The 17298-nt window shown below is 70.6% G+C and carries 15 protein-coding genes; 9 read left to right on the forward strand and 6 right to left on the reverse strand.

The window, feature by feature from the left end; all coding sequences use genetic code 11:
* Window positions 1-176: 176 nt before the first annotated feature.
* On the forward strand, window positions 177-1625 hold the full coding sequence (locus tag ACIQ8J_RS26805) for a gamma-aminobutyraldehyde dehydrogenase (RefSeq protein WP_403275096.1): 1449 nt from the start codon (window positions 177-179) through the stop codon (window positions 1623-1625).
* 146 nt (window positions 1626-1771) lie between these two features.
* Complete coding sequence (locus ACIQ8J_RS26810) at window positions 1772-2968, forward strand: spermidine/putrescine ABC transporter substrate-binding protein (protein ID WP_403275094.1); 1197 nt, start codon at window positions 1772-1774, stop codon at window positions 2966-2968.
* 115 nt (window positions 2969-3083) lie between these two features.
* On the opposite strand, the gene ACIQ8J_RS26815 is transcribed toward ACIQ8J_RS26810, so the two are convergent.
* The 5 genes from ACIQ8J_RS26815 to ACIQ8J_RS26835 all read right to left on the reverse strand — a co-directional run bounded on the left by ACIQ8J_RS26815 (window position 3084) and on the right by ACIQ8J_RS26835 (window position 8133).
* Complete coding sequence (locus ACIQ8J_RS26815) at window positions 3084-4292, reverse strand: serine hydrolase domain-containing protein (protein WP_403275092.1); 1209 nt, start codon at window positions 4290-4292, stop codon at window positions 3084-3086.
* 146 nt (window positions 4293-4438) lie between these two features.
* Window positions 4439-5098 carry a response regulator gene (locus tag ACIQ8J_RS26820; RefSeq protein ID WP_403275090.1) on the reverse strand — a complete coding sequence of 220 codons (660 nt, stop codon included), beginning with the start codon at window positions 5096-5098 and terminating at the stop codon, window positions 4439-4441.
* Window positions 5095-6330, reverse strand: a complete 1236-nt coding sequence (locus ACIQ8J_RS26825) for a sensor histidine kinase (RefSeq protein WP_403275088.1) — start codon at window positions 6328-6330, stop codon at window positions 5095-5097. Before ACIQ8J_RS26825 ends, ACIQ8J_RS26820 begins: the two co-directional genes overlap by 4 nt.
* A 22-nt stretch (window positions 6331-6352) precedes the next feature.
* Complete coding sequence (locus ACIQ8J_RS26830) at window positions 6353-7036, reverse strand: glycerophosphodiester phosphodiesterase (protein WP_403275086.1); 684 nt, start codon at window positions 7034-7036, stop codon at window positions 6353-6355.
* 65 nt (window positions 7037-7101) lie between these two features.
* Window positions 7102-8133 carry an adenosine deaminase gene (locus ACIQ8J_RS26835; RefSeq protein ID WP_403275085.1) on the reverse strand — a complete coding sequence of 344 codons (1032 nt, stop codon included), beginning with the start codon at window positions 8131-8133 and terminating at the stop codon, window positions 7102-7104.
* A 137-nt stretch (window positions 8134-8270) separates the two neighbouring features.
* On the opposite strand from ACIQ8J_RS26835, the gene ACIQ8J_RS26840 reads away from it, so the two are divergent.
* Window positions 8271-9017 carry a hypothetical protein gene (locus ACIQ8J_RS26840; RefSeq protein ID WP_403275083.1) on the forward strand — a complete coding sequence of 249 codons (747 nt, stop codon included), beginning with the start codon at window positions 8271-8273 and terminating at the stop codon, window positions 9015-9017.
* A 56-nt stretch (window positions 9018-9073) separates the two neighbouring features.
* Here the strand turns inward: ACIQ8J_RS26840 and ACIQ8J_RS26845 are convergent, their stop codons facing one another.
* Entirely contained in the window at window positions 9074-9667 is a 594-nt protein-coding gene (locus tag ACIQ8J_RS26845; protein ID WP_403275082.1) for an NADAR family protein, read from the reverse strand.
* Between the two features lie 151 nt (window positions 9668-9818).
* Here ACIQ8J_RS26845 and ACIQ8J_RS26850 point away from each other — a divergent pair, with 151 nt between their 5' ends.
* The 6 genes from ACIQ8J_RS26850 to ACIQ8J_RS26875 all read left to right on the forward strand — a co-directional run bounded on the left by ACIQ8J_RS26850 (window position 9819) and on the right by ACIQ8J_RS26875 (window position 17261).
* Complete coding sequence (locus ACIQ8J_RS26850) at window positions 9819-11342, forward strand: gamma-aminobutyraldehyde dehydrogenase (protein WP_403275080.1); 1524 nt, start codon at window positions 9819-9821, stop codon at window positions 11340-11342.
* Window positions 11343-11569: 227 nt separating this feature from the next.
* Window positions 11570-12760 carry a spermidine/putrescine ABC transporter substrate-binding protein gene (locus ACIQ8J_RS26855; RefSeq protein WP_403607951.1) on the forward strand — a complete coding sequence of 397 codons (1191 nt, stop codon included), beginning with the start codon at window positions 11570-11572 and terminating at the stop codon, window positions 12758-12760.
* Window positions 12761-12943: 183 nt separating this feature from the next.
* A complete protein-coding gene (locus ACIQ8J_RS26860; RefSeq protein WP_403275077.1) occupies window positions 12944-14095 on the forward strand; it encodes an ABC transporter ATP-binding protein in 1152 nt (383 codons plus the stop codon).
* Window positions 14092-15006 carry an ABC transporter permease gene (locus tag ACIQ8J_RS26865; RefSeq protein ID WP_399056155.1) on the forward strand — a complete coding sequence of 305 codons (915 nt, stop codon included), beginning with the start codon at window positions 14092-14094 and terminating at the stop codon, window positions 15004-15006. Before ACIQ8J_RS26860 ends, ACIQ8J_RS26865 begins: the two co-directional genes overlap by 4 nt.
* A complete protein-coding gene (locus ACIQ8J_RS26870; RefSeq protein ID WP_403275076.1) occupies window positions 15006-15809 on the forward strand; it encodes an ABC transporter permease in 804 nt (267 codons plus the stop codon). Before ACIQ8J_RS26865 ends, ACIQ8J_RS26870 begins: the two co-directional genes overlap by 1 nt.
* Window positions 15810-15839: 30 nt before the next feature.
* Window positions 15840-17261, forward strand: a complete 1422-nt coding sequence (locus ACIQ8J_RS26875) for an NAD(P)/FAD-dependent oxidoreductase (protein WP_403275075.1) — start codon at window positions 15840-15842, stop codon at window positions 17259-17261.
* Window positions 17262-17298 lie beyond the last annotated feature (37 nt).

The following is a 17298-nucleotide window of genomic DNA, read 5'->3' on the forward strand; positions in this document are numbered from 1 at the left end:
CACTGTGCACCCGACTCGCTCCGTCCCGCAACCCCGAAGCGATGAAATTCGTTGTTCCGTGACCTCAAGAGAACTGAATCCGAAGTTCGCGAGCGTCGGGCCTGTCGAAAGCGTCACCCCACCGACTAGGGTGGGCTGTCTCATCCATCGGACATCGGAGCCGGGAGGCCAGCGAAGTGACCACCGAACTGCGTCGGTTGCGCACACTACGTAACTACATCGACGGGGAGTTCCGCGATGCCGCCGACGGGCGGACCATCGAGGTGGTCAACCCGGCCACGGGCCAGGCGTACGCCACCTCGCCGCTCTCCGGCCAGGAGGATGTCGATGCCGCCATGGCGGCCGCCGCCGCGGCCTTCCCGGCCTGGCGCGACACCACCCCGGCCGAGCGCCAGCGCGTCCTGCTCAAGATCGCGGACGCCTTCGAGGAGCGCGCCGAGGAGCTGATCGCCGCCGAGTCGGAGAACACCGGCAAGCCGATCGAGCTCACCCGCAGCGAAGAGATCCCGCCGATGGTGGACCAGATCCGCTTCTTCGCGGGCGCCGCCCGGCTGCTCGAAGGCCGCAGCGCCGGCGAGTACATGGAGGGGATGACCTCGATCGTCCGCCGTGAGCCGGTCGGCGTCTGCGCGCAGGTCGCGCCCTGGAACTACCCGATGATGATGGCGGTGTGGAAGTTCGCCCCGGCGCTCGCCGCGGGCAACACGGTCGTCCTCAAGCCCTCGGACACCACCCCGGCCTCAACTGTGCTGATCGCGGAGATCATTGGGGCGATCGTGCCCAAGGGCGTCTTCAACGTCATCTGCGGCGACCGCGACACCGGCCGCGCGATGGTCGAGCACAAGACCCCGGCGATGGCCTCCATCACCGGCTCCGTACGGGCCGGCATGCAGGTCGCCGAGTCCGCCGCCAAGGACGTCAAGCGCGTCCACCTGGAGCTGGGCGGCAAGGCCCCGGTCGTGGTCTTCGAGGACGCCGACATCGCCAAGGCCGTCGAGGACATCGCGGTCGCCGGGTACTTCAACGCGGGCCAGGACTGCACGGCCGCGACCCGGGTGCTCGTGCACGAGTCGATCCACGACGACTTCGTGACCGCGCTCGCCAAGGCCGCCGCCGAGACCAAGACCGGGCAGCCCGACGACGCGGACGTGCTGTACGGCCCGCTCAACAACGCCAACCAGCTCAAGCAGGTCTCCGGCTTCATCGACCGGCTGCCCGCGCACGCCAAGGTCGAGGCGGGCGGCCACCGGGTCGGCGAGCAGGGCTACTTCTACGCCCCGACCGTCGTCTCCGGCCTCAAGCAGGACGACGAGATCATCCAGAACGAGGTGTTCGGGCCGGTCATCACCGTCCAGTCCTTCACCGACGAGGCCCAGGCCCTGGAGTACGCGAACGGCGTCGAGTACGCGCTCGCCTCCTCGGTGTGGACCAAGGACCACGCGCGCGCCATGCGGATGTCCAAGAACCTGGACTTCGGCTGCGTCTGGATCAACACCCACATCCCGCTGGTCGCCGAGATGCCGCACGGCGGATTCAAGAAGTCCGGCTACGGCAAGGACCTTTCGGCGTACGGCTTCGAGGACTACACCCGCATCAAGCACGTGATGACGTCCATCGAGGGCTGAGCCGCGGCCCGAACGGCCGCAAGGGGCGGGGGAGTTCCCCCGCCCCTTCTCGCTGCCCGGCCCCCCGACAGGGTGTCTGGCCGGGGGCGTACGGCTGTACGCAGCGTCCATTGAAGCGGGTGGGCTCTGGCGGGCATCCTGCGGGAATGCCACCGACCGCGTACCGCGCCAGCAGCCCGTTCACCCGCCGCAGCCTCCTGCGCGCCCTCGGCGGCGGGGCCGCGCTGGCCGCGCTGGCCGGCTGCGGGGTCCCCGCGGCGTACGTCGAACCCGGCGAGCGGGCCGGGCGCGACCGCTCGGCGGACGACAAGAGCCTCACCTTCGCCAACTGGCCGCTCTACATAGACGTCGACGACAAGGACCCCGCCAAGCGGCCGACCCTCGACGCCTTCGCCCGGAGCACCGGGATCTCCGTCACGTACACCGAGGAGATCAACGACAACGACGAGTTCTTCGGGAAGATCAGCCCGGCGCTGATGAACCACCAGGAGACCGGCCGGGACCTGATGGTCATCAGCGACTGGATGGCGGCCCGGTTCGTGCGGCTCGGCTGGGTGCAGCAGATGGACCGCGCCAAGCAGCCCAACGTGAGCAAGTACCTCGACCCCCAACTGCGCACGCCCGCCTTCGACAAGGGGCGGCTGCACAGCGTCCCGTGGCAGTCCGGGATCACCGGCATCGCGTACAACAAGAAGAAGCTCGGCCGGGAGATCCGGCACGTCAGCGATCTGTGGGACCCGCGGCTCGCGGGCAGGGTGACGCTGTTCTCCGGGCTCGACGAGTCCTTCGCGCTCCTGATGCAGGGCGACGGCGTCGACATCACCCAGTGGACCGCGGCCGACTTCCACCGGATGTGCGACCGGATCGAGAAGCTGGTGGCGAAGAAGCAGATCCGGCGCTTCACCGGCAACGACTACACCAGCGACCTCAACAAGGGCGATGTGCTGGCCTGTCAGGCCTACAGCGGCGATGTGTTCCAGCTCAAGGCGGACAACCCCGACATCGAGTTCGTGGTGCCCGAGGAGGGCGCGGAGCTGTGGGCCGAGTCGATGATGATCCCCAACCTGGCCCGCCACAAGGCCAACGCGGAGGCGCTGGTCGACTACTACTACGACCCCCACGTGGCCGCGGAGCTGGCCGCCTCGGTCAACTACGTCTGCCCCGTCCCGGCCGCCCGCGAGGTCCTCGCCTCCGCCAAGGACAAGGACCGTGCCGCCCTCGCCGAGGACCCCCTGATCTTCCCGGACGACGCCATGCGCAAGCGCCTCGCCATCGCCCGGGACATCACGTCGCAGGAGCGGGTCGAGTTCGCCAAGCGGTGGAACGCGATCGTGGGGCTGTAGCCCACCCAGGTATTGAACGCGTTCAATGCGAGCGTACGCTGCGATCACGAGCGAAGCGCCCCGGTGAGGCCGGAGGCGATGGCCGTGGCGGAGACGGTGGTCGGCTGAGGGCGGGTCAGGATGCCGGGGTGTCCGGTCGGCCGAAGGCGGCCACCACGATTCCCAGTGCGGTCCGGTTCATGGCCTCGCCCTTGGCGTCCACCGCGTTGACGCTGTAGACGAGCGTCCGGGACAGGTCGGGCGTGGCCGCGATCAGCGCGTTGTAGCCCCAGCGGCCGCCCGTCTTGCCCCACACCTCGCGGCCGCCCAGCCTGAGCGTCTCCAGACCCGCGCTGTACGCGGCCGGGGCGCCGGACCCGTACTGGCGGACCTCCCTGCCCGGCACCGTGAACATCTCCTTCAGCTGGGGCCCGCGCACCACCTGCCCCTTGAACAGAGCCCGCAGGAACGTCTCCAGGTCGGCGGTGGTGGAGATCAGGTCGCCGGCCGCGAAGGCCTCGGTGGCGCCCCAGACCGACACGTCCCGCAACTCCTTGGTGCCGTCGGCTTTCGGGAACTCCTGGTAGCCGTGGTTGTGCGGGCCGCGGATCGCCGGATCGGCGCCCGGGAAGCCGCTGCCCGTCAGGTGCAGCGGACGCAGGATGCGGCGCTCGACCTGGTGCGCGTACGCGTCGTGGGTGACCCTCTCGATGAGCAGCCCGGCCACTGTGTAGCCGATGTTGTCGTAGTGCTGCTGGGAGCCCGGCGCGAACAGCGGCTTGTGGGCGGTGGCCTGCCGGACCATGTCCGCCGGGTCGTGCAGGTCGAACCGGTGCGCATACCAGTCGTCGACCGTCTCGCCGCTGCCGCTGTCGTAGGACGGTATGCCGCTGGTGTGGTTGAGCAGCTGGCGGACGGTGACCATGTCGTACTCCGCCGGGATCAGGTCGGGCAGATAGGCGCGCACCGGCCGGTTCAGGTCGACCCTGCCCTCGCCCGCGAGTTGCAGCACCACGGCCGCGGTGAAGACCTTGGTGACCGAACCCGCCCGGAAACGGCCGGCGGGGTCGGCCGGGCGGTGGCTCTTCAGATCGTGCACCCCGGCGCTGCCGCGCCAGCCGCCCCCGGCGCCCCCGACCCGGACCAGCGCCGCGGTCGCGTCCGCGCCCGGCTTCCCGGCGTTCTCGATGGCCGCGCGCAGGGCGGCGGTGTCGAGGGTGCCGCTGTCCTGGTGGCTCGCGGACCGGGCCGCGCCGGGCGCGGGGGCCGCCGCGGTGGCCGGGCCCGCGGCGATGCCCAGGACGAGAGCGGTGGCGATCAGAGTGGTGCGGGTGCGGGCGTTCATGCCTGGTCTCCGTGATTCGGGCGGTCCGTCGTGCTGATGGACACCATCCTGCTGATCACGGGCGCCGGGCGGATCGCCGGAGCGGGCGGTTCTGGGGGCCCGACTCCTCACCGGCGCGGGGGAGTCGGGCCACGCGGTCCTCCCCCTCAGGAGGGAGCGCCCGCCGCGATCAGGCCCGACTCGTACGCACAGATCACCGCCTGGACGCGGTCCCGCAGGCCCAGCTTCGCCAGGACGTTGCCCACGTGCGTCTTCACGGTGTGCTCGGAGACGGTCAGTTCGGCGGCGATCTCCGCGTTGGACAGACCGCGGCCGAGCAGGAGCAGCGTCTCGCGCTCGCGCGCGGTCAGTGCGTCGAGCCGCCCCGAGGGGGCCGGGGCCGCCGGGCGTGAGGTGTACTCGGCGATGAGCCGCCGCGCCACCGACGGCGCGACCAGCGAATCCCCGGCCGCCACCACCCGTACCGCATGCACGAGATCGTCCCGCCGGACATCCTTGAGGAGGAAGCCGCTGGCCCCGGCGTGCAGCGCCTCGTACACGTACTCGTCGGAGTCGAAGGTGGTCAGCATCACCGTGCGGCAGGCGCTCCGCGCGCTGATCGCGCGGCAGGCCTCGATGCCGTCCAGGTGCGGCATCCGGATGTCGAGCAGCGCCACATCGGGCGCCAGCCGGCGCACGGCGTCGACGGCCTGGGCGCCGTCGCCCACCTCGGCGACCACCTCGATGTCCTGCTGCATGTCCAGGATCAGCGCGAAGCCGCTGCGCACCAGCTCCTGATCGTCGGCCACCACCACACGGATCGTCATGCCCCCACCTCCGCAGGGGAGATTACAAGGGTGGTGTCCGCCGGGTCGGGGGCGATGGCGCCCAGCGGGACGACCGCCCGGACCTCGAAGCCCCGGCCGTCCGGGCCCGGCCCGGCCGTGGCACTGCCGCCGTGGGCCGCGGCGCGCTCGCGGATGCCGATCAGACCGTGCCCGGTACCGGGTCCCGGCGCGCCGCCGGGCCCGCTCCCGTCGTCCAGGACCGTGACCGTCAACTCCCGTGCTCCATAAGCGAGTTGTACGGAGATGGAGCGGGCCGCCGCGTGCTTGACCGCGTTGGTCAGGGCCTCCTGCACGATCCGGTACACGGTCGCCTCGGTGTCCGGCGGCAGCGCGTGGGGTGCGCCCGTCGCCTCGTAGGAGACCGTGGGGCCGCCGAGCGACACCCGCTCGACCAGCGCGGGCAGCCCCGCGATCCCCGGCTGCGGCTCGCGCGGGGCGGCCGTGCCGTCCGGGGCGGCCTCCTCGCGCAGCACCCCCAGCATCCGGCGCAGCTGCACCATCGCGTCCCGGCCCGTCTCGGAGATCGCCTCGAACGCCGCCTCCGCCCGCGCGGGCGCCGCCCGCACCGCCAGCGGACCCGCCTCCGCCTGCACGATCATGATGCTGACGGCGTGCGACAGGATGTCGTGCATCTCCCGTGCGATCCGGGCCCGTTCACGCGCCGCGGCCTGCTCGGCCTCGATGCGGTTGGCCCGCTCCAGCTGCGCCGCCCGGTCCTCGACGGCCGCGGTGTAGGCCTGCCGGGTGTGGGTGAGCCGGCCCAGCGCGTACGCGGCGCCGAAGACGAAGAAGGAGAACATCAGCTCCTTGGCGTCCTGGGTGTTGAGCGCCACCGAGGGCAGGATCAGCGCGGCGACCAGCGTGCCGACGGCGACCCGCTTGCGTACCGGGGACAGCGCGGCGACCGAATACAGGGCGACCAGACCCGGATAGGGCAGCGGCTGGCCGGGCCCGTCCAGGGTCAGTTTGTACGCCGCTCCGGCCGCCAGGACCGCGAGCGTCACCGCGACCGGGGCCCGGCGCCGCCACACCAGGGGCAGCACCGACAGCGAGGTCAGCGCGTAGTCGGCCCAGGTGGCCGGGCGCAGCCCGTCGGGCCGGTCCACGGCGAACGGGATCGTCATCGCCGCCTGCACCAGCAGGGCGAGACCGATGTCGACCACCCATCCGTTCGCCGCCCGCAGCCGCGCCGTCAGCCACTCCGTACGCACACCCTGTCCCCCCGTCGAGCCGCTATCGCCTCGACAGGATGCCGCACAGAGTGTCCACCCGGTTGGTGGTGATCGAGTCCACGCCCCGCTCGATCAGCCGGCGCATGCTGCGCCCGGTGTCCGCGGTCCACGCCGAGACGAGCATCCCGTTCCGGTGGGCCGACTCCACCAGCTCGGAACTGACAAGCCCGAAGCGGTAGTTGAGCCAGCGCGGCCGCACGTCATCGATCAGCGCGGGCCGCGGCGGGGCCGGGGAGGTCCAGCTGAGGGCGATCTCGGCGCGCGGGTCGGCGGCGCGGACCCGCAGCATGGTGACCGGGCCCGCGCAGTAGTACACCCGCTCGCCCGCCCCGCACTCGCGGACCGTGCCCACCACCTTGCGCACCGACTCCTCGGTGGCACCCGGCAGATCGATCAGCACCCGGTGCGCGCCGACGGCCATCAGCGCCTCGCGGAGCGTGGGAATCCGGCCGCCGGACACCTCCCGCACCTCCTCGTACCGGAGCGCGGCCAGCGGGCGGTCGTGGTTCCACAGCCGCTTCAGCGTCTCGTCGTGCAGCAGCACGGGCACGCCGTCCCGGGTCGGCCGGACATCGATCTCCACCGCGTCCGCGCCCCGCTCCAGGGCCGAGGCGATGGAGGGGAGCGTGTTCTCGCGGACGCGGTACGGGTCGCCGCGGTGGCCCACAACAGTCACGGTGCGCATGGGGTCATTGTGCTGAGCGGCATCGAGCTGAGCCAGTCAGCCCGTTCATTGCGTTCATCCCGACGTCAGCGGGCGAGCCACCGCGCCGTGTAGTCGTCGATCTCGGCGGCGAGCTTCGTCTTGCCCGCGGGATCCAGGAAGGACGCCTCGACGGCGTTCTTGGCGAGGTCCGCCAGGCCCCGCTCGTCCAGGTCCAGGAGGCGGGCGGCGACGGCGTACTCGTTGTTGAGGTCGCTGCCGAACATCGGCGGGTCGTCGCTGTTGATGGTCACCAGGACGCCCGCGGCCACCATCTCCTTGACGGGATGGTCGTCCAGGTCCGGCACCACCCGGGTGGCCAGGTTGGAGGTGGGGCAGACCTCCAGGGCGATCCGGTGGTCGGCGAGGTGCTTGAGGAGCGCCGGGTCCCGGGTGGCGCTGGTGCCGTGGCCGATGCGCTCGGCCCGCAGCTCGATCAGCGCGTCCCAGATCGACTGCGGGCCGGTCGACTCGCCCGAGTGCGGTACGGAGTGCAGCCCGGCGGCGATGGCCTTGTCGAAATACGGCTTGAACTGGGGGCGGGGCACCCCGATCTCCGGTCCGCCGAGGCCGAAGGACACCAGGCCATCGGGGCGTACGCCGTCCTCGGTGGCGAGGCGGGCCGTCTCGGCGGCGGCCTCCAGGCCCGCCTCGCCGGGAATGTCGAAGCACCAGCGCAGCACCGTGCCGAACTCGGCCTCGGCGGCCCGGCGGGCGTCCTCGATCGCCGCCATGAACGCCCGCTCGTCGATGCCCCGGCGGGTGGAGGAGAACGGCGTGATGGTCAGCTCGGCGTACCGGATGTTCTGCCGGGCCATGTCCCGGGCCACCTCGTAGGTGAGCAGGCGCACGTCCTCCGGGGTGCGGATCAGGTCGACCACCGAGAGGTAGACCTCGATGAAGTGGGCGAAGTCCGTGAACGTGAAGTAGTCGGCGAGTGCCTCGGGGTCGGTGGGGACCTTCGAGTCCGCGTGGCGGGCCGCGAGTTCGGCCACGATGCGCGGGGACGCGGAGCCGACGTGGTGCACGTGGAGCTCCGCCTTGGGCAGCCCCGCGATGAAGGGGTGCAGGTCGGTCATGGGGTCCTCCAGGGGTCTGGCGCGGCGGTCCTCGCGTCGGCGTCGTCGGCCTTCGCCGGTCGGGGATCATGGTAGGCCGGGCGCGTCCCGCCGGAGGTCCGGGCCTTAGCATGACGGGACCACGATGGGGGAGGCCCATGTCAGACAACACCCAGCAGCCGTCGGGAGGCCCGGAGCCCCGCGACCCCTGGGCGCCGCCGGAGCACAAGGTTCCGCTGGACAAGCCGCCGGTGCACGACCAGCCGACCGCCGTCTCCATACCCGGGACACCCGGGGCTCCCGGTGACGGCCAGAGCGGCGCCCCGGCCCAGGCAGCGCCCGGCAGCGCGCCGGTTCCCGGGGCTTTCCCCGGCGCGCCCGGCCCCGGCTTCGGCGCACCGACGGGGCCACCGCCCGCCCCCGGCCAGCAGTCGCCGATGGGGCCACCGCCCGCCCCCGGCCAGCCGGTTCCGGGCAGCTACGGCTACCCCGGCTACCCGCAGCAGCCCGCCCAGGGCTACCCCGGCTACCCGGGCCAGTCGTCCTACGGCTACCCCGGCTGGACCGGGATGCCCGCCCCGCAGAACGGCTTCGGCACCGCCGCGATGGTGCTCGGCATCACCTCGCTGGCGCTCATGATCTGCACCTGGGGCGTGGCCGGAATCGTGCTCGGCGTGCTGGCCCTCATCTTCGGGCTGCTCGGCAAGGGCCGGGTCGCCCGCGGCGAGGCGAACAACAGGGGCCAGGCACTGGCCGGAATCATCATGGGCATCGCCGGCATCGTGCTCGGCATCCTGATCCTCGTCCTGCTGATCGTGCTCGTGGCCCACGCCCCGTCCTCGCACACCAGCAGCAACTACGACGACTACGGAGCCTTCCTGTCGCTGGCGGCATCGGCCCGCTGAGGAGCATCACCTGCGCGAAGGGGGCCCGAAGCGGTCCCCTTCGCCACAGGGACGGGTCAGCGCAGCCGCTCCCGCGCCTCCGTCAGTGCGAAGCCCAGCAGGTTCAGCCCCCGCCAGCGCGTGGGGTCCGCCGCCTCAGGAGCGTCCGCCGCCAGGCCGATGCCCCAAATCCGGTCCAGCGGGCTGGCCTCGACAAGGACCCGGTCCCCGGTGGCCAGCAGATACTCCCGCAGCGCCTCGTCCTGGCCGAACTTGTGCAGGCTGCCGGCCAGGACTATGCCGTATCGCTCCCGCTGCCACACCCCTTCGTCGAAGCCGCGCACCAGGCGCCCGGCCTTCTTCGCCAGTGCCGGGTTCGCCGCCGTGAGCGCCGCACGCTCCGCGTCCGCGTCCCCGAACAGCCGCGCCTTCGACGCCATCATCCAGTGCTCGGCCGTCGCGTACTCCACCCCGTCGACCGTGAACGGCGACGGCCACCACTGGCTGAAACAGCTCGGCCCCAGCGTGCCGTCACGCTTCGGGGCGTGGCCCCAGAAGTTCAGGAACTTGATGTGTGCACCGCTCTTGACGTGGGCGATCAGCTCGTCCAACCGGTCCGGATTCCCCGTGGTCTCTGCCATGCACGCGAGTCTGGCACGCGCCACTGACACTCCGTCGGGCCATTCCAGCCACGACGCGACACATGGTCGACAGATTCCGTCGCGTAACCAAAAGGCAACAACGGAATCACTTGTTGGTCAGGTGTGGCTCTGCCAGGATCGTCACTCAAATCGAGCCGAAGCTACGAAGAACGTGGGCGAGATGGACACCGACAACGGCAACAGCAATCGCTTCCGGGCGCAGGACCGCTTCGCGGCCGGCGCCCAGTACATCGGCGGACGGCTGCGCCCCGGCACCTCCGGGCGGCGGCACGAGGTCGTCGACCCGGCCACCGGCGAAGCGGTGTACGCGTACGAACTCGCGGGGCCCGCCGACGTCGACGCCGCGGTGGCCGCGGCCAAGGCGGCCTTCCCCGGCTGGTCCGCCACCACCCCCGGCGAGCGCTCGGCGGCCCTGCACCGCCTCGCCGGTGTCCTGGCCGAGCGCGCCGAGGAGTTCGCGCAGGCCGAGTCCCTCCAGTGCGGCAAGCCCATCAAGCTGACCCGGGAGTTCGACGTACCCGGCACGGTCGACAACACGGCGTTCTTCGCCGGCGCGGCCCGGCACCTGGAGGGCAGGTCGGCCGGTGAGTACGACGGCGACCACACCTCGTACGTGCGCCGCGAGCCGATCGGGGTCGTCGGCTCCATCGCGCCCTGGAACTACCCGCTCCAGATGGCCGCGTGGAAGATCCTCCCGGCGATCGCGGCGGGCAACACCATCGTCCTCAAGCCCGCCGAGATCACCCCTCTGACCTCGCTCCTGTTCGCCGAGGCCGCGAAGGAGGCCGGGATCCCGGACGGCGTGGTCAACATCGTGACGGGCGCCGGGAAGGACGCGGGCGAGCACCTCGTCGGCCATCCGGACGTCGTGATGACTTCCTTCACCGGGTCCACGCCGGTCGGCAGGCGGGTCGCCGAGATCGCCACGGCGACCGTCAAGCGCCTCCATCTCGAACTGGGCGGCAAGGCCCCCTTCGTCGTCTTCGACGACGCCGACCTGGAGGCGGCCGTGCACGGCGCGGTCGCCGCCTCGCTCATCAACTCGGGCCAGGACTGCACCGCCGCCACCCGCGCCTACGTCCAGCGCCCGCTGTACGAGGCCTTCGTGGGCCAGGTCGCCGCCCTCATGGAGACCGTCCGGCTCGGCGACCCGTTCCACGCGGACACCGACCTCGGCCCGCTGATCTCGCACGCCCACCGCGACCGCGTCGCCGGATTCGTGGAGCGGGCCAGGGGCTACGCCCGCATCGTCACCGGCGGCGAGGCCCCGAAGAACGACGGTGCCTACTACCGGCCCACCCTCATCGCCGACGCCGCCCAGGACAGCGAGATCGTCCAGGCCGAGATCTTCGGCCCGGTCCTGGTGGTGCTGCCCTTCGACACCGACGACGAGGGCATCGCGCTCGCCAACGACACCCCCTACGGACTCGCCGCCTCCGCCTGGAGCCGCGACGTGTACCGCACCGGCCGGGCGACCCGGGAGATCAAGGCGGGCTGCGTCTGGGTCAACGACCACATCCCGATCATCAGCGAGATGCCGCACGGCGGCTACAAGGCGAGTGGCTACGGAAAGGACATGTCGGCGTATTCCTTCGAGGAGTACACGCAGGTCAAGCACGTGATGTACGACAACACAGCGGTCGCCAGGAAGGACTGGCACCGCACGATCTTCGGGGACCGATAACCAAGGCCGCCGGACCAGCGGCCGCCGAACCCACCCGAAAGGGCACACAGCGCATGGAGCAGTACGAGCCCGACCTCCCCCAAGCTCTCTCCCCCAAGCTCCCTCCCCCAAGCTCTCAACTTGGTTCGAGCAGGGGGGACCCCCACGTTCGAGTACAGGGGGGACCCCCGCGTTCGAGCGGGAGGGAGCCCCTCGCGGCGGTCCAACTGGCCGCCGTCCGGCGCAGCTTGACCAACGGCAGGGGCGCCCTGCCCCGCCGTTCGCTGCTGCGCGCCTCGGGCGTCGGCGCGCTCACCGTCGGCGGCCTCGCCACCCTGAGCGCCTGCGGGATCCCCGCGGCCACCAAGGAGAACGGCACCGGGCCGTCCAACGCGGACCACTCCGCCCAGGAGAAGGAGATCAACTTCTCCAACTGGACGCAGTACATGGACATCAGCGACGACAAGAAGCACCATCCGACGCTGGACGAGTTCACCCGCCGCACCGGGATCCAGGTCAAGTACACCGAGGACATCAACGACAACGTCGAGTTCTTCGGGAAGATCAAGCCGCAGCTCGCGGCCGGCCAGGACACCGGCCGGGACCTCCTGGTGCTCACCGACTGGCTGGCCGCCCGCCTCATCCGGCTCGGCTGGGCGCAGAAGCTCGACCCGTCCCAGCTGCCGCACGCGTACGCCAACCTCGCGCCGCAGTTCCGCATGCCCGACTGGGACCCGGGCCGCTCCTACTCCTACCCCTGGACCGGCATCCCGACCGTCATCGCCTACAACGCCAAGGCGACCGGCGGCAAGAAGGTCGACTCGATCACCCAGCTGCTCGACGACCCGAGCCTCAAGGGCCGGGTCGGCTTCCTGTCCGAGATGCGCGACACGATCGGGATGACCCTGCTCGACCTGGGCAAGGACCCGGCGAAGTTCACCGACGCCGACTTCGACGCGGCGATCGGCCGGCTCCAGAAGGGCGTCGACACCAAGCAGATCCGCCGCTTCACCGGCAACGACTACACCGGCGACCTGGTGAAGGGCGACCTTGCCGCCTGTGTCGCCTGGGGCGGCGACGTGACCCAGCTGCGCGCCGACAACCCGGACATCAAGTACGCGATCCCGGCCGCCGGTTACATGACCTCCACCGACAACCTGCTGGTCCCGGCGAAGGCCCGGCACCAGAGCAACGCGGAGAAACTGATCGACTACTACTACGAGCTGCCGGTGGCCGCCAAGCTCGCCGCGTTCATCAACTACCTCTGCCCGGTCGACGGGGTCCGCGACGAACTCGCCAGGATCGACCCCAAGCTCGCCGAGAACGAACTGATCCTGCCGGACAAGGCGATGACCGCGAAGTCCCACTCCTTCCGCTCGCTCAGCGAGGCCGAGGAGACGGCGTACGAGCAGAAGTTCTCCAAGCTCATCGGCGCGTAGTGCTCCGCAGGGCTTGAGTTCTTCGGTGCCGGTCCGCTGCGGCTGGTCGTTCCCCCAAGTTCTCGGCTTCGCTCGAACAGGGGGGACCCCCATCGCAGCGCAGCCGCACGATGTCACAGCCCCGCGCCCCTTCAGGGCGCTTGGCCCCTCCCTCCCCCTCGACACCCCCCTGGGACCTCACCCATGACAGACAGCACCGCCGGCGGCGACGTCCGCCTCACCGGGATCAGCAAGACGTACGGCTCCTTCACCGCCGTCCAGCCGCTCGAACTGACCGTTCCGCAGGGCTCGTTCTTCGCCCTGCTCGGCGCGTCCGGCTGCGGGAAGACCACCACGCTCCGCATGATCGCGGGCCTTGAGGAGCCGACCACCGGCACCGTCTTCCTCGGTGACAAGGACGTCACCGACCTGCCGCCGTACAAGCGGCCGGTGAACACCGTCTTCCAGTCGTACGCCCTCTTCCCGCACCTCAACGTGACGGAGAACATCGCCTTCGGGCTGCGTCGGCGCGGCATCAAGTCGGTGAAGAAGCAGGTCGACGACATGCTGGAACTCGTCCAGCTCGGTGATTTCGCGGGGCGCAAGCCGCACCAGCTCTCCGGCGGCCAGCAGCAGCGCGTCGCGGTCGCCCGCGCGCTCATCAACCACCCCCAGGTGCTGCTCCTGGACGAGCCGCTCGGCGCCCTGGACCTGAAGCTGCGCCGCCAGATGCAGCTGGAGCTCAAGCGCATCCAGACCGAGGTCGGCATCACCTTCATCCACGTCACCCACGACCAGGAGGAGGCCATGACGATGGCCGACACGGTCGCGGTGATGAACGGCGGCCGTGTCGAACAGCTCGGCGCCCCGGCCGAGTTGTACGAGAACCCGCGCACCACCTTCGTCGCGAACTTCCTGGGCACCTCCAACCTCATCGAGGCCGAGGTCGGCGAGAAGAGTGGCGACGACATCGTGGTCACCGCCGGCGGCGCCAAGCTGAGGCTGCCCGGCGGGCGATGTTCGGCCCCCACCAGCAGCGGCGGCAAGCTCCTCGTCGGCGTACGCCCCGAGAAGATCTCGCTCGCCCACCGCGACGACGAGGGCGCCATCGCCGACGGCCGCAACCGCGTGACCGGCCGCATCGTCGACTCGTCCTTCATCGGCGTCTCCACCCAGTACCTGGTGGACTCCCCGGCCGGCAGCGGCCTTTCGGTGTACGAGCAGAACATCGAGCGCGACACCCGCCTCACCCCCGGTGCCGAGGTCGTCCTGCACTGGAACCCGGCGCACACCTTCGGCCTCGACGCGGCGCAGGCGATCGACGCGGGCGTGGAGAAGGTCGAGGACGCCGCGTGACCGCCGTGGCCGAAGCGCCGGCGGAACTGCCGGTGCGCAAGGCGTCCACCCGCAAGCGGCTCGTCCCGTACTGGCTGCTGCTGCCCGGCATCCTGTGGCTGATCGTGTTCTTCGCGCTGCCGATGGTGTACCAGGCCTCAACGTCCGTACAGACGGGCTCACTTGAGAAGGGCTTCCAGGTCACCTGGCACTTCCAGACGTACTGGGACGCCTTCAAGGAGTACTACCCGCAGTTCGTCCGCTCCCTGCTGTACGCGGGCACCGCGACGCTCCTGTGTCTGCTGCTGGGCTATCCGCTGGCCTATCTGATCGCGTTCAAAGCGGGACGCTGGCGCAATGTGGTCCTGGTCCTGGTGATCGCGCCGTTCTTCACCAGCTTCCTCATCCGCACCCTGGCGTGGAAGACGATCCTGGCGGACGGCGGCCCGGTGGTGCACGCGCTCGGCGCCCTGCACGTCCTGGACGTCACCAACTGGCTGGGCTGGACCGAGGGCAACCGGGTCCTGGCCACGCCGATGGCGGTGGTGTGCGGACTCACGTACAACTTCCTGCCGTTCATGATCCTGCCGCTGTACACGTCCCTGGAGCGCATCGACTCCCGGCTGCACGAGGCGGCCGGCGACCTGTACGCGACGCCCGCCACCACCTTCCGCAAGGTGACCTTCCCGCTGTCGATGCCCGGCGTCGTCTCGGGGACCCTGCTCACCTTCATCCCGGCGAGCGGCGACTACGTCAACGCCGAACTGCTGGGCTCCACCGACCAGAAGATGGTCGGCAACGTCATCCAGTCGCAGTTCCTCAGGGTCCTCGACTATCCGACGGCCGCCGCCCTCTCCTTCATCCTGATGGCGATCGTCCTGGTCATGGTCACCGTCTACATCCGCCGAGCCGGCACGGAGGACCTGGTCTGATGCCCGTTCTCACATGGCTTCGCCGCCATCTCGTCGTCATCGCGGGACTGGGCACCCTCGCCTATCTGATCCTGCCGAACGTCGTCGTGATGGTGTTCTCGTTCAACAAGCCGAACGGGCGCTTCAACTACTCCTGGACGCGGTTCTCGACCGACGCCTGGAAGGACCCGTGCGGCGTCGCCGACATGTGCGGCTCGCTCTCGCTGTCGCTCCAGATCGCCGTCTGGGCGACGGTCGGCGCGACCGTGCTCGGCACGATGATCGCGTTCGCCCTGGTCCGCTACCGGTTCCGGGCGCGCGGCGCGATCAACTCGCTGATCTTCCTGCCGATGGCGATGCCCGAGGTCGTGATGGCCGCGTCGCTGCTCACGCTCTTCCTCAACATGGGCGCGCAGCTGGGCTTCTGGACGATCCTGATCGCCCACATCATGTTCTGCCTGAGCTTCGTCGTCACCGCCGTCAAGGCCCGCGTGATGTCCATGGACCCGCGCCTGGAGGAGGCCGCGCGCGACCTCTACGCCGGTCCGGTCCAGACGTTCCTGCGGGTGACGCTGCCGATCGCCGCACCCGGCATCGCGGCGGGCGCGCTGCTCGCCTTCGCGCTCTCCTTCGACGACTTCATCATCACCAACTTCAACGCGGGCTCCACCGTGACCTTCCCCATGTTCGTGTGGGGCTCGGCGCAGCGCGGCACACCCGTGCAGATCAACGTCATCGGTACGGCCATGTTCATCATCGCCGTAGTGGTGGTCACCGCCGGCCAGCTCGTCGCGAACCGGCGCAAGAACAGCGCGAAAGCGTAACCGTACGCAGTTCTGAGGGAGTTGGAAATCATGGCCGTGACCCGAGCCATGAACAGTGCAGCGACACAGTCTCTCGCGGGCGCCAGGCCCGTCCCCTTCTGGCTGGAGGACCCCGGCCGCCCCGAGGCGCTGCCCGCCCTCACCGGTGACGAGAAGTGCGACCTCCTCGTCATCGGTGGCGGCTACAGCGGACTGTGGACCGCGCTCATCGCCAAGGAGCGCGACCCCGGCCGGGACGTCGTCCTCATCGAGGGCAAGGAGATCGGCTGGGCGGCCTCCGGCCGCAACGGCGGTTTCTGCGCCGCCTCCCTCACCCACGGCCTGGGCAACGGACTCGCCCGCTGGCCCGGCGAGCTCGCCCGGCTCGAAGAGCTGGGCGCGGCCAACCTCGACGCCATCGAGGCCGCCGTCGCCCGCTACCGGATCGACTGCGATTTCGAGCGGACCGGCGAGATCGACGTCGCCACCGAGCCCCACCAGCTCGAAGAGCTGCACGAGATGTACGAGGAGGCGAACCGGCTCGGCTTCGGCGGGCTCGAACTCCTCGACGAGGAGCAGCTGCGGGCCGAGGTCGACTCGCCCACCTTCCTCGGCGGGCTCTGGGACCGGCGCGGCGTCGCGATGCTCCACCCGGCCAAACTGGCCTGGGGCCTGAAGCGGGCCTGCCTCGAAATGGGCGTACGGATCCACGAGCACACCCCGGGCCTCTCGCTGGCCCGGGTCGGCACCGGCATGGGTGTGCGCACCCCGTACGGGAAGGTCCGCGCCCGGCAGGTCGCGCTCGGCACCAACGTCTTCCCCTCGCTGGTCAAGCGGCTGCGGCCGTACACGGTCCCGGTGTACGACTACGCGCTGATGACCGAACCGCTGAACGCGGCCCAGCTCGCCTCGATCGGCTGGCACCGCCGCCAGGGGCTCGGCGACTCGGCCAACCAGTTCCACTACTTCCGGCTGTCCGCTGACAACCGGATCCTGTGGGGCGGCTACGACGCGATCTACCCGTACGGCGGGAAGGTGCGCAGCGAGTACGACGACCGGCCCGAGACCTACGCCAAGCTGGCCGAGCAGTTCTTCCGCTGCTTCCCGCAGTTGGAAGGGGTGCGCTTCAGCCACGCCTGGGGCGGGGCGATCGACACCTGCTCGCGCTTCTCGGCGTTCTTCGGCACCGCCCACGCCGGGCGGGTCGCGTACGCCGCCGGGTACACCGGACTCGGGGTCGGCGCGACCCGCTTCGGCGCCGATGTGATGCTCGACCTCCTGGCGGGGGAGCGCACCGAGCGCACCGAACTGGAGATGGTGCGCACCAAGCCGCTGCCGTTCCCGCCGGAGCCGGTCGCCTGGGCCGGCATCGGCCTCACCAAGTGGTCGCTCGCCCGAGCCGACGAGAACGGCGGCCGGCGCAATCTGTGGCTCAAGGCCATGGACCGGGTCGGCCTCGGCTTCGACAGCTGACTGTTGACCACTTGATCATTGTGCGCCCCCGGTCACG

It is taken from the genome of Streptomyces sp. NPDC094147, assembly GCF_044764265.1.
Taxonomy (GTDB): Bacteria; Actinomycetota; Actinomycetes; order Streptomycetales; family Streptomycetaceae; genus Streptomyces.